This window comes from Tessaracoccus sp., from assembly GCF_016714275.1.
Classification (GTDB): Bacteria; Actinomycetota; Actinomycetes; order Propionibacteriales; family Propionibacteriaceae; genus Arachnia.
The window spans coordinates 998,213-1,019,495 of record NZ_JADJNP010000001.1 but is presented as its reverse complement, the minus strand read 5'-3'; the positions used below and the strand labels follow the sequence as shown (position 1 = coordinate 1,019,495).

Genomic DNA, 21,283 nt, shown 5'->3' with positions numbered 1-21,283 from the left:
TCATGATCAGCCTGTGCGTCGCCGACGACGAACCGGTCATCCGCCAAGGTCTCGTTTCGCTCCCGTGGGGGAGCATCGGCGTCGACCTCGTGGCGGAGGTGGGCAACGGCGTGGACGCCGTCGAAGTACTCCAGACCGAGGTCATCGACGTCATGCTGGCGGACATCAGGATGCCCGGGCTCGACGGCATCGAGCTCTCCCGGTTCATCGTGGAGGAAGGACTGAGCACCAGCGTCGTGCTACTGAGCGGATACAGCGACTTCGAGGTGGCGCGGGAGGCGATCACCTACAAGGTGGCCTCCTACCTGCTCAAGCCTGCGAGCCCGGACGAGATCCTGACGGCCGTGCGGAAGGCGGGCGAGCAGGTGACCCAGACGAAGTCGACCAATCTCCGCCTCCGCCTCCTCGAAGCGGAGCTGGGACGGCGTCAACTGGTCATGGACGACGCCGGCATCATCCTCGGCGAGGTCTCGCATCAAGGCGTCGCCGACCAGGTGTTGCGCTACATCGTCGACAACCAGACCTCCCACATCACGCTCACCTCCATGTCCCGCGACCTCAGCTTCAGCTCCATCTACCTCAGCCGGGTGATCAAGAAGGCCACCGGCTACACCTTCCTCGAGCTCCTGAACGGGCTCCGAGTGCAGGAGGCGGCGCGGCTGCTCCGGGAGACGTCGGAGTCTTTCGTCCGGATCACGGAGCGGGTCGGCGCCCTCGACTCGCGCCACTTCGGGCAGTTGTTCAAGCGCGCGTACGGCGTGGCACCGTCCGCGTACAGGAAGGAGCCGACGACGCCGCTGGACGCCAAGCTCGCATTCACCCTGACGTCCTTGCGCACGCGTCGCGGCAATGCGTAGGCCCACCGCGCGGTGGAACATCCGGCGAAAGCTGGTGCTGGCGTTCTGTTCCCTCGCACTCCTCCCGACCGTGTGCCTGACCCTCGTTGCCTACGCCGTGGGGAGCCGGGCGTGGGAGACCAATGCCCGGCGTTACAGCCACGACATCATGTTCCAGGCCGGTGCCACGATGGACAGCAGGCTGCAGAAGGTGGAGGAGATCTCATTCAACGTGCTCATCGACCGCGACATCCAAAAGGCGCTCGACGCGGCGAACCAGGGCGGGGTCGGCGCGTTCGAGTCCGCGCGCCTCGCCAATAGCGCCCAGGCGGTCCTCGAGTCGCAGGTCCTCTTCCACGACGAGATCAACGCCATCTGGGTCCGCGCGCTGAGCGGGCAGCGCATCGAGCTCGACAAGGCGCGCCTGGGCATCGGCCCTGCGACGGTGCCCAAGGATCAGCTCGTGGCCGCGGCAGGAGGCCCGGTCTGGACCGCCGGCGCGCCTGCGCGCGGAACCGTGAACCTCGGCCGGATGATCAACTCGACGACGACCCAGCAGCCGCTCGGCACCCTCGTGGTGGAGGTGCCGCTCTGGTACCTGACAGACGTAATCTCGGGCACCCAGTCGGTGCTGGGCGGCGACATCATGGTGGTCGACGCCGACGGCTTCGTCGTCAGCGCGTCGGATGACGACCTGCTGCGCCGCCGCGCGCCTATCCAACCCGCGGACGGCGACGATCCTGCCTACGCCTTCCGCACCGTGCGCCACGACAGCGTCGACCAGTACGTCGCTACCAGCGAGCCGCTCCGCAATGGGTGGCGCATCGTCGCCGTTGTCCCGAGCGACGTCTACCGAGCCGAGATCAACCAGTTGAGCGGCGCATTGATCATCGGCTCCCTGGTGATCCTCGCGCTCGCGGCCGTCACTGCAGTCGTCATCGCGGACGGCCTTTCGCGGCCCATCCAGCAGCTGTCCGCGGACATGCGCGCGTTCGGTGAGGGCGACCTGGACAAGCGCTCGGAGGTCAGCCGCAGCGACGAGATCGGGCGCCTCGGCGGGTCCTTCAACGCCATGGCCGACAACATCAACGGTCTCGTCGAGCGCGTGTACACGGAGCAGAACGCGCGCCGCGAGTTCGAGGTGCGGTCGCTGCGGATGCAGCTCAACCCACACTTCCTCTACAACACGCTCGACATCATCAACTGGATGGCCCGCAGCGAAGGCGCCGACGACGCCGGCGTCATGGCGAGCTCGCTCGGTTCCCTGCTGCGCGCCACGATCGATGCCAAGGACAACGTGCCGTTGGAGGAGGAGATTGAAAAGCTCCGCCACTACCTCCAGATCCAGGGCTACCGCTACGGCGACCGGCTCACCGTCGCCTTCGAGATCGACCCCGCGACCACACACTTCCTCGTGCCGACCCTCATCCTGCAGCCACTCGTCGAGAACGCCATCATCCACGGCCTCGCTCCGAGTCTCGGCCCCGGCACCGTCACCGTCCGGGCGTTCCTGCGCGACGGCTTGCTCGTCATCGAGGTCGCCGACGACGGGGTCGGCATGGCCGGCGCCCCCGGCCTCGCCGAGTCCGCAGGCGAACCAGACTCCGTCGGTCTCGCCAACGTCGTCAAACGCATCGAGGCCACCTTCCAGGGCGACGGCCATGTGGCCGTCGCCAGCGAACTGGGGGAGGGCACCACCGTGACCATCACGCTGCCCGCCACCACCCACGAACCACCCACCACACACACTGAGGAGAGACATGAGTAACGCCTATCGGGGACTTGGGGTCGCCTACTACCCGGAGCACTGGGACCGCGCGCTCTGGGAGGATGACGTCGTCCGGATGCTCGCGCACGGCCTGGACACGCTGCGGATCGCCGAGTTCGCCTGGGGGCTGCTTGAGCCGCGCGACGGCGAGTTCGAGGTCGGCTACTTCGACGACTTCCTCGCTATCTGCGAGCGCCTGGGGATGAGCGTGATCTTCTGCACCCCGACGGCGACCCCACCCGTCTGGATGCAGCACGACCACCCGGGCATCCTCAACCGCGATCGCGAGGGCCACGCGTTCGACGGCCCCCGCCGCAACTACAGCTACAACTCGCCCGAGTACCGGGCGTTCTCCGAACGCATCGTCGAGAGGCTGGCCGAGCACTACGGCGCGCACCCGGCGATCGTCGGCTGGCAGATCGACAACGAGCTCAACTGCGAGGTCGCGGAGTTCTTCGCCGACGGCGACCACGACGCGTTCCGCGCCTACCTGCGCGACAAGTTCGGCACGCTGGACGCGCTGAACGAGGCGCTCGGCACCACCTTCTGGAGCCGCAGGTACAGCGACTGGGAGCAGGTGCGCCTGGCCGGGAAGGGACTCTACGGCGCGATCAACCCGCACCTCGAACTGGAGGAGCGGCGCTTCTTCTCACACAGCGCGGTCGCCTTCACGCGGCTGCAGACCGAGATCCTCCGCCGCCACCTGGCCGACGGCGTGTGGATCACCACCAACGGTCTCTTCCCCAACTTGGACTACAACGAGTTGATGACGACCGGGGGCCTCGACTTCATCACGTTCGACTCCTATCCGAACTTCGCCTACGACGTTAACCATCGCCCTACGGAGGGCGACCTGCTCGACCGCAAGTGGAGCTGGAACCTCGCATGGACGCGCTCCGTCTCGTCGACGTTCGGGATCATGGAGCAGCAGGCGGGCGCCCACGGCTGGACCAACAGGATGGAGGCGCCGATGCCCAAGCCGGGGCAGCTGCGACTTTGGAGCCTGCAGTCGGTCGCCCACGGTGCGGACATGGTGAGCTACTTCCGGTGGCGCACCAGCCCGATGGGCCTGGAGATCTACTGGCACGGGCTGAACGACTACGCGAACACGCCGAACCGGCGTCTCGCCGAACTGAAGAGCTTCTCCGAGGAGTGGAAGGCGCTTGCTGCCGTCGAGGATGCCGTGTACGAGGCACGCGTCGCGGTCCTGAAGGACTACGACAACGAGTACGACGCCTCGCTCGACGACTGGCACGGCCGGGTCGCGCGGGCGAGCGACGATGCCTGGTTCCGTGCGACACAGGCCTCCCATACGCCCTGCGACTTCGTGTTCCTCGGCGCGGCGACGCCCGAGCAGCTGGCCCGCTACGACCTCCTGGTCTACCCGCACGCTGCGATCATGACGCGAGAGGTCTCTGACATGCTGCGCGGCTATGTCGAGGGCGGCGGCACGCTGGTGTTCGGCGCCCGCACCGGGTACAAGGACGAGACTGGCAGGTGCCCGATGCGCCCCATGCCGGGGCTCGTCGGCGAGTGGGCTGGGGTCACCGTCGACGACTACACATTGGTCGGCCGCGACACCGCGGGTATGACCGTCGACTGGGACGGCACGGAGCTCGCCGCTCCGGTGTTCAACGAGGTGCTCCGACCCGCCGACGACTCGGTCGAGGTGGTCGCGCAGTTCACGCAGGACTACTACGCGGGCGCGCCCGCGCTGACGCACCGCAAGGTGGGGGAGGGCGCCGTCTACTACCTGGGCGCCTGCTTCAGTGAGGAGCTGGCCGACCGGTTCCTCACGGTCAGCGGCGTTCGGTCGCCGTTCGCGGACGTCGTCGACGCGCCGCCGTCGGTGGAGCTTGCGGTCCGGGGCGGGAAGCAGGGCAGGTTCCTGTTCCTGCTGAACTACCCGGCGCGCGAGGCGCGCGTGACGTTGAAGCGCCCGGTCGTCGACCTGTTCACGGGCGAGACCATCTCCGGCGAGGTCGTACTCCCGCCCTACGGGGTCCTGATCGCGCGGCTGTAGCTTGCCAGCAAGCCCGATGCTAGCCAGGTCAAATCCGTCAGCGATCCACACCGCTCCGGATCAGCGAGGTCATGGACGTCATCATGCTGATGAATCCAGCCTGAGTAACCCCAGATCGCCGGGCGATTGAACGGATTTGACCTGGCCAATGACCGCTCCTGACGGAATCAACCTAGTGTCGCGTTGGGATGGTCAGCGGGGCGTTGGAGCTCGGCTAGGTTGGTGGTGATCGGAGGTGGGCGGATGGCCAAGGCTCGTGGGGCGGCGACGCCCGCGCTCGCCGTGCTCGACAAGGCGCGGGTGCGGTACGAAGTGCTGGAGCACGCCCACGACCCGCGGAGCACCGCGTTCGGACCGGAGGCTGTCGAGAAGCTCGGGCTACCGTCGGAGGCCGTGTTCAAGACCCTGCTCGTCGACGCCGGCGGCTCGACGGTGACCGCGGTGGTGCCTGTGGGGAGCCAGCTGGACCTGAAGGCGCTGGCGTCCGCCGTCGGAGCGAAGGGTGCGCAGCTGCTCGACCCCAGCGTCGCCCAGCGCGTCACCGGCTACGTGGTCGGCGGGATCTCGCCGCTGGGACAGCGGAAGTGTCACCCGTGCGTCGTCGACGACTCGGCGCTCGGGCTGAGCACGGTCTACGTGTCTGGTGGTCGTCGCGGGCTCAGCGTCGGGCTCGCACCCGCCGACCTGATCGTCGCGATGGCGGCGCTCGTCGCCCCCATTACACGGAGTCGAACGCAGAGGGACTAGGACAGGTGCCGCTGGTGCGGCACGGCGTCGCTGAACGCGAGACGCACCTCTTCCAGGACAGCCTGCATGGCGAGGCGTGCGCCTTCCGCGTCGCCGTTGAACACCGCCTGGGCGACGGCCTCGTGGCCGTCGAGAGCCTCCGGCTTCGGCTGCGCGGGCATCAGCCCGAGTTCCGTGCGGCCGCGTAGCACGACGGCGACCACGTTGGCGAGTGCCGCGAAGAGCTCGTTGCCGCACGACTCAAGGAGGAGGCGATGGAACTCGATGTCGAACTCCATGAACTCCTCCAACTGTCCCGCTTCACCGGTGCGGCGCATTTCGGAGGCCAAGGGGAGCAGCCGGGCGCGGGTGTGGATAGAGGCGAAGCGCGCCGCGCTCTCGGCCGCGGCGGGCTCGACGGCGAGGCGGAGCTGGGTCAGCGAGTAGATCTGCGTCTCGCGGTCGGTGGAGTGCAGGCGCCAGTCGATGAGGTTGGTGTCCAGGACACTCCAGGAGTCGATGCCCTGCGCGACGAGCCCGAGCCGGCGCTTGGTCCGGACGAGACCCATGCCCTCCAACTGGCGCGACGCCTCACGGGCCACGGTCCGGGAGACCCCGAAGCGGGACTGGACGTCCTCAAGCGTGCGCCCGACGCCGACCCGCCACACGCCGTCGATGATCTCGATGCCGAGCGACCGGGAGATGCCGTGGTGGAGGAGGCCGCCCTCCTCATCGATGCTCGGCATAGCGCTCCCTCCCTGTGTCATCGCTGGATTGAGCGTACCAGTCAGCGCTCTGAGGCGCACCAGCGAAAATATGATATTACGCAATGCTTGACAAAGACTCTTAATGAGATCTAGAGTCCTCTCAATGGCACGAAGGCAGTGCCTGAAGGAAGGTCAAAGATGACAAACGTGCATCTCGTGGTGATGGGTGTCGCAGGCTGCGGCAAGTCCACCGTCGCCGAAGAGTTAAGGGATCGACTGGGTTGGGAGCTCGCTGAGGGCGATGACTTCCACCCGGAGGCCAACATCGAGAAGATGAGCTCCGGCACCCCGCTCACTGACGAAGATCGGTGGCCGTGGCTCGACCTCATCGCGGAGTGGACCGCCGAACAGGACGCGGCAGGCAAGTCCACCATCGTCACCTGCTCCGCGCTCCGCAAGATCTACCGCGATCGGCTGCGCGCGGCGCCCGGCCGCACGATCTTCGTCCACCTGGTCGGCTCGCCGGAGCTGCTGGAGCACCGGCTGTCAGCGCGCTCCGGCCACTTCATGCCGCCGACGCTGCTGCCGTCACAGCTCGCCACCCTCGAGCCGCTCGACGCCGATGAAGAGGGCGTCATCCTCGACGTCTATCACTCCATCGAAACCATCGCCCAGCTGGCCATCAACCAGCTCCACCTCCAGGAAGCATAAGGAGCATCTCGTGACGACACAGCTCATCCTCGCAGCGCTCGGCGGCATCGCCGTCATCGTTGCGCTCATCGTCTGGCTGAAGGTCCACCCCTTCCTCTCACTGATGGCCGGCGCAGGTGTGATGGCCATCGCCGCAGGCGTTCCCTACACCGACCTGTTCGCCAGCTTCACCACGGGCCTCGGCAGTACGGTCGCGGGCGTCGGCCTGCTGATCGTGTTGGGCTCGATCATCGGGACGCTGCTGATCTCCTCTGGCGGCGCGGACGTGATCGTGGACACGATCATGGCGAAGACGCCGGTCAAGCGCCTGCCATGGGCCATGGCCCTGATCGCGTTCGTCGTCGGCATCCCACTGTTCTTCGAGGTCGGCGTCGTCATCCTCATCCCCGTCGTCATGTTCGCCGCCAAGCGCGCGAAGCTGCCCGTCGTGCTGCTCGGCATCCCCGCCCTCGCAGGCCTCTCGGCGCTGCACGGCCTCGTGCCGCCTCACCCCGGCCCGCTGATCGCAATCGACGCCGTCGGCGCCAACCTCGGCCTCACGCTCGGCTTCGGCCTCCTGGTCGCCATTCCCTGTGTGATCATCTCCGGCCCGCTTCTCGGCAAGCTGATGGCCAAGTGGGTCCCGATCCCCGCCCGTGAGGGCTTCCTGGGCGGCGACGGCCCCGCTCCCGATGCGAAGCGTCCCAGCTTCGGCGCCGCGCTGACCGTCGTCCTGCTGCCCGTCTTCCTGATGCTGGCCCGCACTCTGGTCGAGATGCTCGGCAGCGAGGAGAGCGGATTCGGCAAGGCCATCGTGTTCGTCGGCACCCCGCTGATCGCGCTGTTGATCACCACCGTCGCAGCGATGTTCCTGCTGGGCTTCCTGCTGGGCGCTTCCCGTGAGGGTGTCAGCAAACTCGTCGGCTCGTCGTTCGGACCCATCGCGGGCATCCTGCTGATCGTGGCTGCCGGCGGTGGCTTCAAGCAGACCCTCGTCGACTCGGGCATCGCCGACGTGATCGCCGGTGCCATCGTCGACTGGGCCATCCCGCCGCTGCTGGCCGGCTGGCTCGTCGCCGTACTGATCCGCCTCGCCACCGGTTCGGCCACCGTCGCCACCATCACAGCCGGCGGCATCATGGCCCCGCTGGCCGCGAACCTCACCGACACCCACACGGCGCTGCTGGTGCTGGCCATCGGCTCCGGTTCGGTCTTCCTGAGCCACGTCAACGACGCCGGCTTCTGGCTTGTCAAGGAGTACTTCGGCATGACGGTCGGCGAGACCTTCAAGACCTGGTCGCTGATGGAGACCGTGTTGTCGGTCGTCGGCCTGCTGTCGGTCCTGGCGCTGAGCGTGGTGGTCTGACATGCAGCTCGGAATGATCGGTCTCGGCCGGATGGGTGCCAACATGGCGCAGCGTCTCCGCGACGCCGGACATGACGTCGTCGGCTATGACCGCAACCCCGATGTCTCCGACGCCACGGATCTTCCCGACCTGGTGGCCCGGCTGAGCAGTCCCAGGGCCGTCTGGATCATGGTCCCGCACGGCGCGCCCACGCGGGCAACGGTCAACGAGCTGGTCGGCCTCCTTGAGCCTGGCGACCTCGTGATCGACGGCGGCAACTCCTACTACAAGGACGACGCCGTCCACGCGGCCCTGCTCTCCGAGCGCGGCATAGGTTACCTCGACTGCGGCGTCTCCGGTGGCGTGTGGGGCCTCAAGAACGGCTACGGGCTGATGGTCGGCGGGACCGACGCCGACGTCGAGCGGATGCTGCCGATCTTCGACGCCCTCCGCCCGGCTGGGCCGCGGGACGAGAGCTTCGTCCACGCAGGAGGGACCGGCGCGGGGCACTACGCGAAGATGGTGCACAACGGCATCGAGTACGGCCTGATGCAGGCCTACGCCGAGGGCTGGGAACTGCTGGAGAAGAACGGAACCGTCTCCGACGTGCCCGGTTGCTTCAAGGCCTGGACCCGCGGCACCGTCGTGCGGTCCTGGCTGCTGGACCTGCTGGTCATGGCGCTGGAGGAGTCCCCGGACCTCGCCGAGATCGACGAATACACCACGGACTCGGGCGAGGGTCGTTGGACGCTCCTTGAGGCCATCGACAACGCCGTTCCCATGCCGGTCCTGTCCGCCTCGCTGTTCGCCCGGTTCGCCTCCCGCCAGGAGAACAGCCCGACGATGCAGATGGTCTCGGCGCTCCGCGGCCAGTTCGGGGGCCACGCCGTCATGCAACAGTCGTAGGGGTCACGCGGAGGCGGAGGGTGCGGAGCCGGAAAGGCTCCTCACCCTCCGCCTCCGCCGGCCTGCAGCGCGGCGGCGCGGTCCAGGTACTCCAGGATGTGGTGGTACGGCTGGCCGGTAGCGCGCGTCATGCCGATCTCGCAAGTTCGGTTGCACGAGGCGTGACCGTCGGCGTGGAGCGCCCGCACCTCGGCGGCCTCGGCAGCGGTTGCGCTTGCGGTCAGCTCAGGATGCAGCATCCCTCGGTCGCCCGCGAAGGCGCAGCAACCCCATGCGTCGGGCACGATCACCGTCGTCGCCACCGCCTCCGCGATCTTCTGCAACGAGGAATTCAGGCCCATCTGCGTGGACGAACAGGTGGGGTGCAACACGAGCGAGTCGACCACGGGCTCCAGCCCTCCCAGGTGGGGAAGAATCACCTCGGCTGCGAACGCGACCGCGTCCTGGACGATGAACTCCACGCCGGCGTCGTCCAGCAGATGCGCGAAGCCCTCGGTGCAGCTCGCCGCGTCGCTGACGATTCGCAGCCCGTCGCCCGGCGCTGCCCGCACGGCCCGAAGGACTCGCTCGCTGACCGTCGCGCGTCCGGCAGGGTATCCCTTCGACGTCCACGGCGTCGAGCAGCACAGCGACTCGATCTCCGACGGGACGACAACCTGCACACCGGCACGCTCGCACAGTCGCACGAAGGCGTCCGTGGCGCCCGGGCCGTCGCCCGCCGGACCGAACAGGCTGTTCACGCAGGCGGGAAGGTAGATGGCGACCGGAGGAGCGTCACTATCGCCCTGCCGTCCTCGGAGGCGTCGACGGCCGGCACCCCCTGCGGGAAGGTCGGCCGAGTACGCCGGGACCGTGTCCTCGCCCAGGAGCTTCCTACCAGCCGACGTGGTCGCCTGGACGAGTCCCGCAGGAAGACGGTCGGCCAGCGTCAACGCGCCGGATCCCGTACGCGTGACCGGTCCCCAGACCTTCGCGGCCGCGTTCCAGCCGGAGGCGATCGGCTGCTTCGCGTTCTCCCGGCGCAGCCGTTTGACCAGCTGCCCGGTGTTGATCAACACCGGGCATGCCGTGACGCACATTCCATCGACGGCGCAGGTCTCCACGCCGTCGTAGCCGTAGTCGCGCTCGAGCTCCCCGGCCAGCGCGAGATCACCGCGGGCGCGGGCCCGCGCGATCGCTCGCCGGACGACGACCCGCTGGCGGGGTGTCAGGGTGAGGTCCTTGGAAGGGCACACCGGCTCGCAGTAGCCGCATTCGACGCACCGGTCGGCCTCGGCCTCGATGCTCTCGGCGAGCTTGATGTTGCGGACGTGCGCGTCGGGGTCTTCCTCGAGCAGGACGCCGGGGTTGAGGATCCCGGCCGGGTCGCACAGCCGTTTCAGCTCCCGCATCACGTCGTAGAGCTCGTCGCCGTACTGGCGGCGCACGTAAGGCGCCATCGCCCGCCCCGTGCCGTGCTCGGCCTTGAGGTTTCCACCCGCAGCGAGGACGACGTCCACCATGTCATCGGTGAAGGCGACGAGGCGGTCCACGGCGGGGCCCTCTTCGAACCGGTCGGTCAGCATGAAGTGGATGTTGCCGTCCTTCGCGTGGCCGAAGATGACGCTGTCGCGGTAGTCATGCCGCTCGAACAGGACCTGAAGGTTCGCGCAGGTGCCCGACAGCTCCGGGACGGGCACGACGATGTCCTCCAGCAACGCGGTCGTTCCCGGTGGACGTGCGCCGGCTACGGATGCGTAGAGCCCCTTCCGCAGCTTCCACGCGAGCGCACGCTCGGCCGCGTCGGTGGACAGCCGCGCCGGCGCGAGCAGCGGGAGTTGGCCGAGGACGTCGGAGCCCCTCCTGGTCAGTGCCGCCAGCTCGTCGTCGTCGAATGCGTGGTACTCGACCAGGAGTGCCGCGTGTCGGTCGGGGGAGAAGCCGAGGATCTGGGGTGGCGCGTCGGGGAACGACTGGCCCACGCGGATGCTCGTGGCGTCCATCAGTTCCAGCGTCGCCGCACGGGTGTCCACCAGCGCGGTAAGCGCCTGGGTGGCGTCGTCTAGCGAGGGAAAGACGGTCAGCGCTGTCGCCATCTTCGGCTTGAGAGCGACGGTGCGGTAAGTGGCCTCCGCGACGAAGGCGAGGGTGCCTTCGCTGCCGATGATGAGATGCGCGAGGATCTCGGCAGGGCTGTCGTAGTCGAGGAAGGCATTGATCCCATAGCCGATGGTGTTCTTCATGGCGAACTGCCGGGTGATGAGCCGGACCGAGGCGGGATTGCCGCGCACCCGGCGTTGGAGACTCCGGATTCCTTCGAAGAGCCCCGGCTCCCTTTCGCGCAGGAGACCGTCCGCCTCTGGGTCGGCGGTGTCGATGATCGTGCCCGAGGGAAGCACGAACACCATCGACTCAAGCGTCTGGTAGGTGTTCTCCGTCGTCCCACACGCCATGCCGCTTGAGTTGTTCGCGACGACACCCCCGATGGTGCAGGCGGCCTCGCTCGCGGGGTCCGGGCCTAGCCGCCGCCCGTAGCGTGCAAGCCGCGCGTTCACCTGCCGGACGGTCGCTCCGGGCTGTACGCGGACACGACGCCCGTCGTCCTCGACATCGATCCGACGAAACTCGCGTCGCGTGTCGATCAGGATCTGATCGGTCGCGGCCTGCCCGGAAAGGCTCGTGCCGCCGGAACGGAAGGTGACGGGCGTACGGGCGGCGGAGGCGGCTCGCAGGGCGGCAGCCATCTCGGTCGTGTTCGCGACCACGAGCACCGCCCGCGGCGTGAGGAGGTAGTGGGAGGCGTCGGAGGCATAGGCGACACGATCGATCGCGCGGGTCTTGACCCGCGCTGCTTCGATGATCGCGCCAGTCTCGGAGCGCCACCAGCTGGTGTCGGGTACTACGTCGTTGGCCACGTCTCTCCTTTGATCGGAGCCGAGTCTCAGCTTAGGCCCAGGACTCCGAGCGGCTGTGGGAGGGGTCGTCTGGGCGGGGTTCGGCCGAGTGGCCGGCGCGAACGGTGCACCCTGGGGAAGGGACAGACGCATAAGGTGCGCTCACTGATAAGGGTGAAGGGGTCGCGCGATGGCGAAGACAGACGTGGTTGAGGTGAGCACGGAACGAAACCAGCCCCCCGGCACGCGCCGCGGCTGGGTGCTCGAGATGGCTGCCTGGTACGCCGTCGGCCGTCGGCGTGGGCTTGGCTTTTCTCGCGTGGATTCGGTCGGAGGTCGTCGTGAGGTGACTCGCCGCTCGGCGCGACCGGCTGCTCCGCGAAGGCATGTGTGTTTCCGCCCCGGTAACCAGGTCCAAGGTGCGCTTCGCGTACGACGACATCCGCAAGGAGCAGCCACTCGGCGCCCATGGAGGTGTCGAGTGGGAGGCGCCCGACGACGAGAGGCAAGTCTTCGTGTCGTTCGTGCTGGACCTTGGGCACCTGGATCTATGCCATTGGCTCCCCGCAGACCGCGCGAGGTAGAGCGTCGCATCGTCGGGGCAAGACGAGTGCGACACCCAACTTGTAAGCGTTGGCATAGCTCTCATCCCGGAGGGCTGCCGTCACGCGGCGGGTGAGGATCCCGTCACATGTGATCCCCACCCGCTAGACGCCGTCAGCTCATCGCCGGTATCCCACCTCGACGCGGTAGCGCTCGATCATCTCGTCATCCAACTGGACGCCCAGGCCAGGGACTTCGGGCACGCGGATGGCGCCCTCCTCCAACCGGAACGGGTTGGTGACAAGTCCGGTCGACAGTGGACTGGTGCTCTGCGAGAACTCGATCAGGTCACCGTCCGGCAGCGCGGCCAGGAACTGGACCGTCGCCGCGAGCAGGATTCCCGTGCTGAAGCCATGGGGCACCAGCCGGACGCTGTGTTGCCGCGCGAGCTCGGCGACGCGGAGCGTCTCCGTAATGCCGCCGGCTCGGGTGATGTCCGGCTGCACGATGTCGGGACGCGTGTTCCGGACGAACTCGCGGAACTCCGCGTGGGTGGTCAGCGGCTCACCGCCCGAGATCGGCACCGATACCGCGTCGGACAACCGCCGCAGGCCCTCGTGATCGTCCGACGGCAGCGGCTCCTCGACCCAGGCGAGATCGTGGTGCGCAAACCGCTCGATCTGACCCTGCGCATAGCGGAAGTTACGCCACCGGTACACGAGGTCGACGGCCAGGCCGAAGTCGTCGCCTGCGCCGCGGATGGCGCTCAGGACCGCTTCGTCGTGGTCGGGCTCGAGGCCGAACTTGGCACCACCCACCTTAAGCAGGCTGAAGCCCTTGGCGAGCAGTCTCTCGGTGATTGCCCGGTTGGCGGCCGGGTCGTCGTCGGGGATGAACGTGCCGTACGCAGGGATCGCGTCGCGCACCTTGCCGCCGAGAAGCTGATGGATGGGAACACCGTACTTTTGCGAGGCGATGTCCCACAGGGCGATGTCGATGGCGCTGATCGCGTGGATACCGGCGCCACGACGGCCGAGGTAGGAGGACTCGTCGAACATCTTGCGCCAGAGCCGCGCGATGTCCAGCGGATTCTCGCCGATCAGGATCTCGCGTAGCCCTCGGCTTGAGGAATGCGACGCGGGTGTCTCGACGATCGCTTTCAGCACGGCAGGAGAGGAGTCGGACTCTCCGACGCCGACGATGCCTTCGTCGGTATGAACACGGACGAGGAACGCGTCATCACCCCACTCGCAGTATTCATCCAGCTTCGGAACGCGTAGCCAGATGGCCTCGACATCAGTGATCCGCATGGTGGGTGCTCTCCTCGGAGTTGGTGTGAGTCGGGTTGTCGGAGGCGTCGGCGCCCAAGAGCGCCGCAGGAAGCCGCATGAGGCCGGTGGCCGGATCCAGGTACTGCATGTCGTTGCGCAGCCATCTCACCAACCCGATGATCTGGGCGACGATCAGGAAGATGAACGGTACTGCGGTCAGGGTGAGGCCGGTCTTGAGGACACCCAGATCAGCGTCGATTGCGATCATCGCGAAGGGCAGAGTCACCAGCATCAACACCCAGAACAGTCGGAAGCCACGGGCGGGGTCGGAGCCGTGGGGGAGGTGCTTGGTGCTCACGGTCGAGATTGTGAAGGCGGTGGCGTCGAGGTGGGACGCCAGGAACAGCAGCATGATGATGAAGTACGCGACCGAGAACACGGCGCCGAGCGGGAGGCTCGCAAGCAACTCGGCGACGGCGAAGTCGCCACCCTTGTCCTGTAAGACCTGTGGCACGTTGATCGCGCCCGAGGTCGTGCGGTCGATTGCGAAGCTGGTGAGCGGGCCGAAGAACACGAGGATGCCCGCGCACCCGCCGCAGATCAGGCCGATGACGGTCTGCCGGATGGTGCGCCCCTTCGAGACGCGAGCGATGAAGATCGCGACACCGGGCAGGTAGGAGAGCCAGTACAGCCAGTAGAAGACGGTCCAGTCACGGGCGAAAGAGCCGCCCTCGGTGGGATCGGTGAAGAGCGACATGTGGACGAAGTTCTGGATCTCGAGGCCGAACGCGTTCAGCGTGTTGTGGGCGATGAACTCCGTGGGGCCAATGAGGAAGATGATCGCTCCGAAGACGAATGTCGCGCCGACGGCGAGCTTGGCGAGGCGCTGCAGGCCGCTGTCTAGGCCGAGGTAGGAACTGATACCGAACACCAGGGCGCTCGAGAGCAGGATGATCGTCTTGAGCCAGAGGCTGTCTCCGGTGCCCGCGAGGCCCGAGACGCCGGCGGAGACCGTGTTCACGGTGAGCGTTACGGTCAGGATGAGGCTGCCGAAGGTGCCGAAGAGAAACAGGATGTCAATGATGCGACCGGCCAAACCGTCGGCCTTCAGCCTGCCGTTCGTCACGGCCTCGACATTCCCGGCATAGCTCAGCCGCTTCCCCTTGCGTACATGGAAGTAGTAAGCCATCGAGACCCCGGCGACGACGTACATCGCCCACGGGATGGGGCCCCAGTGAAAGAACACGTACGCGGTGCTCATGTCGAGCGCTTCGCGCGACTCGGGCGTGATGTTGAGGCCAGGTGTGAGGTAGTAGTAGGCCCACTCCATGAACGCCCAGTACATGGTCGCCGAGCCGAGACCGGCGGTGATGAACATGAACAACCAAGCGGGAGTGGAGTACTGCGGCTTACCCTCACCGAGCTTGATGGAACCGATCCTCGATGCGGCGAACACGACAGCCATCAGGAGGCAGCCGAGGCCGAGCGCCTGGACGGGCACGCCGAAGATGCGGGTGGAGCCGTTGAACAGCATGTTGGCGCTGTCCTTGGCGGAGTCTGGCCAGATCAGGAGCGCCGCGACGACGATGCCGACGACGAGGACGGAGCCGAGGACGAGGACCAGGTCGGGGCGCGGTTTGGGGCCGACATCGACGGGTGGGGCCTGTTCGGGCGCGGTGGAAACGGACATGTGCATCTCCTTTGATGAGGTGTTCTTGGGGTCGCTGAAGAGAGCTGGGGACAGAGGAGGCGCTGAGCTGGCGGCTCAACGAGGGGACGAACCAGCAGAGGTTATGCCGAGTCGGAGTCCTCGAGCAGCTCGAGGAATGGGGCGTTCGTGTCGTGGATATGGCAGGCGATCGCGTTCACGCTGGCCTCGACGTCGCCCGTGCGGAACACTTCGACCAGTTGCCGATGATCCGCGAGGAACTGGGGTAGCGCCCCGCTGCGTCCTGTCTGGATCGCGAAATGCATCACGATCCTGGGGTGGATCGCGTCCCAGGTGAGGCGCGCAGTGTCTGACTGCGAGGAGACGACGATGAGCTCGTGGAACTCCCAGTCAACCTCGTTGAAGGCCTGAATGTCCTTGTCGTAGACGGCCCTTTCCATGCGCCGCAGCACATCGGCGAACGCGTCGAACGTGTCGGCGTCGAAGCTCGGTATTCCCTCCCGAAGAGCGAACTGCTCGATCTGAATCCGAAGCGGCAACAGCAGCCCCTCCACCTCGCGACGCGAGATCGAGGCGACCGTCGTTCCGACGTAGGGGGTGCTCGACAGGAGGCCTTGCAGTTCCAGGACCACCATGGCCTCGCGCACCACCGAACGGCTGACGCCGTACTCCTCGACGATCTCTTGCTCGGTGACGCGCTGATGAGGCTTCATCTCGCCATGCAAGATCTTCGTCCGCAGCTCGTTGACGAGGCGGTCCTTCATCGACATGCGTATCAGTCTGGCCATACCTATGCTCCATTGCCCGATGTTCTGATTGTAGACAATCTATGACGAGCCGAATGGCATGTCAACTCCGACGGCCGGTAAGCGGTGTAACGCCTCCGAGGTCACGTGCTACGTTCAGCGCATGCCGACGAAGAAGCCTCGCTACGAACTCACGGAGACCGCGGATAGCCGCGCGGTCCGTGCAGCTCGACTGGACGTCCTGCAACGAGTGAGCGGCGCCTACTCCGGGATGTACGAGCCGGGGTACCTGGATGGCCTCCGCGAGGAGTGGCCTGAGTGACGGCGCCGGACGCGTTGGTAGAGTGACCCTCGTTTGTCGAGGAGAAGGTTGAACGATGTCCGAAGCCCAGCACCAGCAGGAAGCAGACGCCTCGCTGGCGCGCTCGACCGCGCGGAGCATCCAGATCGCGGCCGAGGTGGAGAAGGACCCCTCGAAGTTCCGGATCCTGACAGGAGACCGGCCGACCGGAAACCTCCATATCGGTCACTACTTCGGATCGTTGCAGAACCGCGTCACGCTGGCGAACAAGGGCGTCGAGACCATGGTACTCATCGCCGATTACCAGGTGATCACCGACCGCGACGGCGTCGGCCCCATCCGTGAGCGCGTCTACTCCCTGCTCACCGACTATCTCGCCGCCGGTCTCGACCCCGAGAAGGTCACCATCTTCACCCACTCGTCGGTTCCGGGGCTCAACCAGCTGATGCTGCCGTTCCTGTCGATCGTCACCGACGCCGAGCTGCGCAGGAACCCGACGGTGAAGGCCGAGCTCGACGACACCGGCGACCGTCCCATGTCTGGCCTCATGCTGACCTACCCGGTGCACCAGGCCGCCGACATCCTGTTCTGCAAGGCCAACCTCGTGCCGGTCGGTAAGGACCAGCTGCCGCACTTGGAGCAGGCGCGCGTGATCGCCCGCCGGTTCGACGAACGCTATGGCCGCGCCGACGCCGCCCGCCCTGTCTTTCCGGAGCCGGAGGCACTACTCAGCAAGTCGGGCACCATCCTCGGCCTCGACGGCACGAAGATGAGCAAGTCGAAGGGCAACACCATCGAGCTGGGCATGTCGGCCGACGAGACGGCGAAGCTGATCAAGCGCGCGGTCACCGACTCGAACCGCCACATCACCTATGAGCCCGACACTCGCCCCGAGGTGTCGAACCTCGTCAATCTGGCCGCCATCTGCCTCGACCGCAACCCCGTCGAGATCGCCGACGAGATCGGCGACGGCGGAGGCGGCGGCCTGAAAAAGCTCGTCACCGCCGCGGTCAACGACTACTTCGCGCCATTGCGCGCCCGCCGCGCCGAGCTGGCGGCCAACCCGGGCTACCTCGAGGGTGTCCTGGCCGCGGGTAACGCTCGGGCGAACGAGATCGCGGACCAGACCCTCGACGAGGTCCGGTCCGCGATGCAGATGAAGTACTGAGAGCTTAGGAGCTGGTGAGGCCGCTGACGAGGATACGTGGCCGACGAGGCGGTCGAGTGAGGTCTTCAACCAAGTTCAGGGCGAAAAACCTCACTCCTATGACCTGACAGCGGCCTCTGACCGGACAGCGGCCTCAGGCTTCCTTGGGGACCTCCACGCCGGCGCGCGTGCGACGGCGACGACGGCGCGGCTTCGCCGCCGGCTCGCCAGCGCTCTCCGCGGGATGATCGCCAGCGGACTCCGTGGCGCGGCGACGGCGCCGACGGCTCTCTGCGCCCTCGGCGGAAGACTCGCTGCGGCGGTGGCGCCGCTCCTCCTTCTCGATGCGCTCGGCGCGACGCTCGGCGGAACGGTCCTTCGTGCCGGGCAGCCGGCCCTTCGTACCCGCGGGGATGCTCAGGTCGGCGAACAGGTGCGGCGACGTCGAGTAGGTCTCGGCAGGCTCCGCATGGTCCAGGTTCAGCGCCTGGTTGATCAGCTTCCAGCGGTGCAGGTCCGCCCAGTCCACGAGCGTCACCGCGATACCGGTGTTGCCGGCGCGGCCGGTACGCCCGATCCGGTGCACGTAGGCAGCGTCATTGTCCGGGCACTCGTAGTTGATCACGTGGCTGACGCCGGTGATGTCGATGCCGCGAGCTGCGACGTCTGTGGCGACGAGGACGGACACGGAGCCGGAGCGGAACTTCTTCAACGCCCGCTCGCGCGCCTGCTGGTTGAGGTCGCCGTGGATGGCGGCGGCCGGGAAGCCGCGGTCGACCAGCTCGTCGGTCAGCCGCTGCGCCGCCCGCTTGGTGCGGCAGAAGATCATGACCTTCGTCGTCTCCGTGCCCTGCAGGAGGCGTCCGACGATCTCCGGCTTGTCGAGGTCGTGCGCCTGGTAGACGAACTGCGTGATGTCCGGCACCGTCATCTGGGCATCGTGCCCCTCGGCGCGGATGTTGATGGGCTTGTTCAGTGTGGCGCGGGCAAGGGCCAAGATGGGGGCGGGCATCGTCGCGGAGAACAGCATCGTCTGGCGCGAGGCCGGCGTCTTGCGGAGCAGCCGCTCGATGTCTGGCAGGAAGCCGAGGTCCAGCATCTCGTCGGCCTCGTCGAGCACGAGAATCTGGATCTCGCTGAGGTCGAGCGCGCCGCGGTCGGCGAGGTCGAGCAGGCGTCCGGGGGTGCCGACCGCGATGTCGATGCCCTTCTCAAGGGGCCCTAGCTGGTCGTCGTAGCTGGTGCCGCCGTAGATGGTGAGCACGCGCATCTTGAGGTGGGCGCCCGCGACGTCGAGGTCGCGGCCCACCTGCAGCGCCAGCTCGCGCGTGGGGCAGACGATCAGCGCGCGTGGCTTGCCGTGCGTCGGCTTCACACCGTCGGAGAGGGTCACCATGCGGTGCAGCAGGCTCACGCCGAACGCGAGCGTCTTGCCGGTTCCGGTGCGGGCCTGGCCGATCAGGTCGGTGCCGCTGAGGGCCAAGGGAATGGCTAGGGCTTGAATGGCGAAGGGGTGGACGATGCCCACCTCGGCAAGGGCCGAGGTGATGGACTCGTTCACGCCAAGGTCGGCGAACGTCTCGTCAGCCGAAATCTCGTTGTCGCTCAGGGTTCTCTCACTCCTCTGAGATGGAACTCACGGCGCGCCGGGCGCAGCCGGAGTCGGGCGCTGTCGGCCCGCCAAGGAGCGAGTCTATCTCAGACGGCGCCGAAGCCGACGGCGCGCGCCGTCGGGCTGCCGAGGTCGACGTAGCCGAGGCGCTCTCCGGGGACCAGGATGCGGCGACCCTTGTCGTCGGTCAGGTCAAGCAGGGACGACTCGGCCACGGCCGCGCGCACCTTCTCCGCCACCTCGTCCGGGGTGGCGTCACTCTCGAAAGTGACCTCGCGCGCGATGTTCGTGATGCCGATCTTGATCTCCATGTCGGCAACCTTAGTGGCTGGCGGAAGTGGTTTCGCTCAGCGCGTGATGCGGGCGAGGACGACGGTGACGTTGTCACGGCCGCCTTGGGCGTTCGCCCATGCGGCGAGAGCCTCCGCGCCAGATGCGGGAGTGGGTGCGCCTGCAGCGCGCTCGGCGAACACGGCGGCGAGCTCATCCGGGGAGCTGGCGTAGTTCCATAGACCGTCCGAGCAGAGCAGGAGCCAGCCGTCGCCGTCGGGGGTGAACTCGACGACCCCGGGCGCCCAGTCGGTGGAGTCGCGGCCCAGCCAGCGAGTGATGGCGTGGGCCTGGATCGACTGCTCCGCCTCCTCGCGGGTCATGCCGAGCAGGATGCGGGCCTGGGCCATGGAGTCGTCGGTCGAGAGCTGGCCCTTGGCGCCGTCGTCGCCGAACCAGTAGGCGCGTGAATCGCCGACGCTGCCGACGGTGATGGTCGCCCCTTGGACGACCGCCGCCACCAGCGTGCAGGCCGACGGGTACTCGCGGTCCGCGATGACGGCGGAGTTCGCGGTGTCGAACGCGTCGGGCAGCGCGGCTGAGGGCGACTCACCCCTGTCCAGCAGGTCGACGAGGCGATGGGCGGCGGCCTCCGCGGCGAGTCGTGAGGCTTCTTCGGCCCCGGGCGCGGTGGTCACGCCGTCGGAGATGACCGCGATGGCGGTTCTCCCCGCCACCTCGCGGGCGGCCAGCGACATCGCGTCCTGGTTCGTGGCGTGCCGTAGGCCGATGTCGCTGCATCCACCGATCCACGGGGCGGGGGAGAGGACGTAGTGGGCGCGGGCGGGCGAGGCGGGGTCGGTCATCGATCCTCCCTTCGTGCCGGCCGTTCTATCAGCTCGGGGGATCGGGCAGAACGGCGGTCGCTGTCAGCACAGCCTGCCACAGATCGCCGTGCTCCTGCAGCCGCTCGCACACGCTCGTGGGAGAGAGTCCGAGCTGGGAGTTCGGACGCAGCGCGGCGATCTCGTCCCAAGTCAGCGGCGTAGAGACCTGCGGCGCCCCCAATCCACGCACGGAGTACGGCGCGACGGTGTTGCGCGCTGCGAGGTTCTGGGAGTAGTCGACGAACACCAGCCTGGGCCGAGCCTCCTTCGCCATGGTGGCCGTGAAGACCGTCGGATGCTCCCGCGCGAGATGCTTCGCGAGTCCCTGCGCGAACCGGAACACCTCGGAGCAGGGCGTCGGCGCGATCCCCACGCCCAGCTGGAGGCCCTTGTTCCCCGACGACTTGGGATGCGCTTCCAGGCCGAGCTCCGCGAGGGTGGTCGCGGCGAGTAGCGCTGCCTTCGCCGAGTCGGCGGGTGTGACCCCCGGGCCGGGGTCGAGATCCACGATGAGCGTCATGGCCTGCGGCTCCTCCTCACCTTCGATGATGATGCCGTCGGGTCCGCGCGTCGCCTCGGTCGTGCGCCATTGCGGCGTGTGCAGCTCGATGGCGGCGAGGTTCGCCAGCCAGACGAGGGCGGGCCTGCCGTCGGCCGCGGCGTAGTCGACGGTGCCCGTGCTGGTCGCGACAGGGATGGTCTGCACCCACGACGGCGCACCTCCCGGGAGGTTTTTCTCGTAGAAGCCCTCCTTCGTCGTGCCCTCAGGGAACCGGACGCGGGTGACCGCGCGGTCGGCGAGATGGGGCAGGAGCGCGTCGGAGACCTCCAGGTAGTACGAGATGAGCTCGCCCTTGCTGAAGCCTCCCCGGAACAGGGGGCGCTCAAGGTGAGTCAGCGTCAGAGAGACCCCGTCGACCTCGGTCGCTATGCGTTCCGGCATGTGCTCAGCTTTGCACGGA

17 protein-coding genes and 1 pseudogene are annotated in these 21,283 nt (G+C 67.4%); 9 read left to right on the top strand and 9 right to left on the bottom strand.

Features of this window, described 5'->3' with window-relative positions; translation table 11 throughout:
• The first annotated feature begins 2 nt into the window (after nt 1-2).
• From IPJ61_RS04695 to ybaK, 4 genes are all read left to right on the top strand, one after another.
• A complete protein-coding gene (locus IPJ61_RS04695) occupies nt 3-857 on the top strand; it encodes a response regulator transcription factor (protein ID WP_297103665.1) in 855 nt (284 codons plus the stop codon).
• A complete protein-coding gene (locus tag IPJ61_RS04690; protein ID WP_297103663.1) occupies nt 850-2,604 on the top strand; it encodes a cache domain-containing sensor histidine kinase in 1,755 nt (584 codons plus the stop codon). The genes IPJ61_RS04695 and IPJ61_RS04690 overlap by 8 nt, the downstream gene beginning before the upstream one ends.
• On the top strand, nt 2,597-4,627 hold the full coding sequence (locus IPJ61_RS04685) for a beta-galactosidase (RefSeq protein WP_297103661.1): 2,031 nt from the start codon (nt 2,597-2,599) through the stop codon (nt 4,625-4,627). The genes IPJ61_RS04690 and IPJ61_RS04685 overlap by 8 nt, the downstream gene beginning before the upstream one ends.
• A 243-nt stretch (nt 4,628-4,870) precedes the next feature.
• Nucleotides 4,871-5,374, top strand: a complete 504-nt coding sequence (gene ybaK / locus IPJ61_RS04680) for a Cys-tRNA(Pro) deacylase (RefSeq protein ID WP_297103659.1) — start codon at nt 4,871-4,873, stop codon at nt 5,372-5,374.
• Here the strand turns inward: ybaK and IPJ61_RS04675 are convergent.
• Nucleotides 5,371-6,099, bottom strand: a complete 729-nt coding sequence (locus IPJ61_RS04675; protein ID WP_297103657.1) for a FadR/GntR family transcriptional regulator — start codon at nt 6,097-6,099, stop codon at nt 5,371-5,373. The two genes, ybaK and IPJ61_RS04675, sit on opposite strands and share 4 nt — an antisense overlap.
• A gap of 159 nt (nt 6,100-6,258) precedes the next feature.
• On the opposite strand from IPJ61_RS04675, the gene IPJ61_RS04670 reads away from it, so the two are divergent.
• The 3 genes from IPJ61_RS04670 to gnd are packed head-to-tail and all read left to right on the top strand — an operon-like array spanning nt 6,259 to nt 9,002.
• The gene (locus IPJ61_RS04670; RefSeq protein ID WP_297103656.1) at nt 6,259-6,771 is read left to right on the top strand and encodes a gluconokinase; all 513 of its coding nucleotides are present in this window, start codon (nt 6,259-6,261) and stop codon (nt 6,769-6,771) included.
• A gap of 10 nt (nt 6,772-6,781) precedes the next feature.
• Nucleotides 6,782-8,116: a GntP family permease gene (locus tag IPJ61_RS04665; protein WP_297103654.1), complete on the top strand. Its 1,335-nt coding sequence runs from the start codon at nt 6,782-6,784 to the stop codon at nt 8,114-8,116.
• A gap of 1 nt (nt 8,117) precedes the next feature.
• Nucleotides 8,118-9,002, top strand: a complete 885-nt coding sequence (gnd, locus tag IPJ61_RS04660) for a phosphogluconate dehydrogenase (NAD(+)-dependent, decarboxylating) (protein WP_297103652.1) — start codon at nt 8,118-8,120, stop codon at nt 9,000-9,002.
• Between the two features lie 41 nt (nt 9,003-9,043).
• Here the strand turns inward: gnd and IPJ61_RS04655 are convergent, their stop codons facing one another.
• The 4 genes from IPJ61_RS04655 to IPJ61_RS04640 all read right to left on the bottom strand — a co-directional run bounded on the left by IPJ61_RS04655 (nt 9,044) and on the right by IPJ61_RS04640 (nt 16,128).
• Nucleotides 9,044-11,896, bottom strand: coding sequence for an FAD-binding and (Fe-S)-binding domain-containing protein (locus IPJ61_RS04655; protein WP_297103650.1), 2,853 nt, complete (start codon nt 11,894-11,896; stop codon nt 9,044-9,046).
• Between the two features lie 701 nt (nt 11,897-12,597).
• Nucleotides 12,598-13,728: a mandelate racemase/muconate lactonizing enzyme family protein gene (locus tag IPJ61_RS04650; RefSeq protein ID WP_297103648.1), complete on the bottom strand. Its 1,131-nt coding sequence runs from the start codon at nt 13,726-13,728 to the stop codon at nt 12,598-12,600.
• Nucleotides 13,715-15,379 (bottom strand): BCCT family transporter, encoded by a 1,665-nt coding sequence (locus IPJ61_RS04645; protein ID WP_297103646.1) that lies wholly within the window; start codon nt 15,377-15,379, stop codon nt 13,715-13,717. The genes IPJ61_RS04650 and IPJ61_RS04645 overlap by 14 nt, the downstream gene beginning before the upstream one ends.
• Before the next feature lie 101 nt (nt 15,380-15,480).
• On the bottom strand, nt 15,481-16,128 hold the full coding sequence (locus IPJ61_RS04640) for a GntR family transcriptional regulator (protein WP_297103644.1): 648 nt from the start codon (nt 16,126-16,128) through the stop codon (nt 15,481-15,483).
• 139 nt (nt 16,129-16,267) lie between these two features.
• On the opposite strand from IPJ61_RS04640, the gene IPJ61_RS04635 reads away from it, so the two are divergent.
• Together IPJ61_RS04635 and trpS are read left to right on the top strand one after the other, a co-directional pair.
• Nucleotides 16,268-16,426, top strand: coding sequence for a hypothetical protein (locus IPJ61_RS04635; protein ID WP_297103642.1), 159 nt, complete (start codon nt 16,268-16,270; stop codon nt 16,424-16,426).
• A 55-nt stretch (nt 16,427-16,481) separates the two neighbouring features.
• On the top strand, nt 16,482-17,573 hold the full coding sequence (trpS, locus tag IPJ61_RS04630) for a tryptophan--tRNA ligase (protein WP_297103640.1): 1,092 nt from the start codon (nt 16,482-16,484) through the stop codon (nt 17,571-17,573).
• A 175-nt stretch (nt 17,574-17,748) separates the two neighbouring features.
• On the opposite strand, the pseudogene IPJ61_RS04625 reads toward trpS, so the two are convergent.
• The 4 genes and pseudogenes from IPJ61_RS04625 to ligD all read right to left on the bottom strand — a co-directional run.
• A pseudogene (locus tag IPJ61_RS04625) lies at nt 17,749-19,161 on the bottom strand (DEAD/DEAH box helicase); the annotation flags it as partial.
• Between the two features lie 89 nt (nt 19,162-19,250).
• A complete protein-coding gene (locus IPJ61_RS04620; RefSeq protein ID WP_297103638.1) occupies nt 19,251-19,475 on the bottom strand; it encodes a DUF3107 domain-containing protein in 225 nt (74 codons plus the stop codon).
• A 36-nt stretch (nt 19,476-19,511) separates the two neighbouring features.
• Nucleotides 19,512-20,300 (bottom strand): PP2C family protein-serine/threonine phosphatase, encoded by a 789-nt coding sequence (locus IPJ61_RS04615; protein ID WP_297103636.1) that lies wholly within the window; start codon nt 20,298-20,300, stop codon nt 19,512-19,514.
• Between the two features lie 28 nt (nt 20,301-20,328).
• Nucleotides 20,329-21,264, bottom strand: a complete 936-nt coding sequence (gene ligD, locus IPJ61_RS04610) for a non-homologous end-joining DNA ligase (RefSeq protein ID WP_297103634.1) — start codon at nt 21,262-21,264, stop codon at nt 20,329-20,331.
• Between the last annotated feature and the right edge of the window lie 19 nt (nt 21,265-21,283).

Excerpts from the sequence above, each read along its gene's own strand:
- IPJ61_RS04695 (WP_297103665.1), top strand. The coding sequence starts at position 3 with ATGATCAGCCTGTGCGTCGCCGACGACGAACCGGTCATCCGCCAAGGT.
- IPJ61_RS04690 (WP_297103663.1), top strand. The coding sequence starts at position 850 with ATGCGTAGGCCCACCGCGCGGTGGAACATCCGGCGAAAGCTGGTGCTG.
- IPJ61_RS04685 (WP_297103661.1), top strand. The coding sequence starts at position 2,597 with ATGAGTAACGCCTATCGGGGACTTGGGGTCGCCTACTACCCGGAGCAC.
- ybaK (WP_297103659.1), top strand. The coding sequence starts at position 4,871 with ATGGCCAAGGCTCGTGGGGCGGCGACGCCCGCGCTCGCCGTGCTCGAC.
- IPJ61_RS04675 (WP_297103657.1), bottom strand. The coding sequence starts at position 6,099 with ATGCCGAGCATCGATGAGGAGGGCGGCCTCCTCCACCACGGCATCTCC.
- IPJ61_RS04670 (WP_297103656.1), top strand. The coding sequence starts at position 6,259 with ATGACAAACGTGCATCTCGTGGTGATGGGTGTCGCAGGCTGCGGCAAG.
- gnd (WP_297103652.1), top strand. The coding sequence starts at position 8,118 with ATGCAGCTCGGAATGATCGGTCTCGGCCGGATGGGTGCCAACATGGCG.
- IPJ61_RS04650 (WP_297103648.1), bottom strand. The coding sequence starts at position 13,728 with ATGCGGATCACTGATGTCGAGGCCATCTGGCTACGCGTTCCGAAGCTG.
- IPJ61_RS04645 (WP_297103646.1), bottom strand. The coding sequence starts at position 15,379 with ATGTCCGTTTCCACCGCGCCCGAACAGGCCCCACCCGTCGATGTCGGC.
- IPJ61_RS04640 (WP_297103644.1), bottom strand. The coding sequence starts at position 16,128 with ATGTCGATGAAGGACCGCCTCGTCAACGAGCTGCGGACGAAGATCTTG.
- IPJ61_RS04635 (WP_297103642.1), top strand. The coding sequence starts at position 16,268 with ATGCCGACGAAGAAGCCTCGCTACGAACTCACGGAGACCGCGGATAGC.
- trpS (WP_297103640.1), top strand. The coding sequence starts at position 16,482 with ATGTCCGAAGCCCAGCACCAGCAGGAAGCAGACGCCTCGCTGGCGCGC.
- IPJ61_RS04620 (WP_297103638.1), bottom strand. The coding sequence starts at position 19,475 with ATGGAGATCAAGATCGGCATCACGAACATCGCGCGCGAGGTCACTTTC.
- IPJ61_RS04615 (WP_297103636.1), bottom strand. The coding sequence starts at position 20,300 with ATGACCGACCCCGCCTCGCCCGCCCGCGCCCACTACGTCCTCTCCCCC.
- ligD (WP_297103634.1), bottom strand. The coding sequence starts at position 21,264 with ATGCCGGAACGCATAGCGACCGAGGTCGACGGGGTCTCTCTGACGCTG.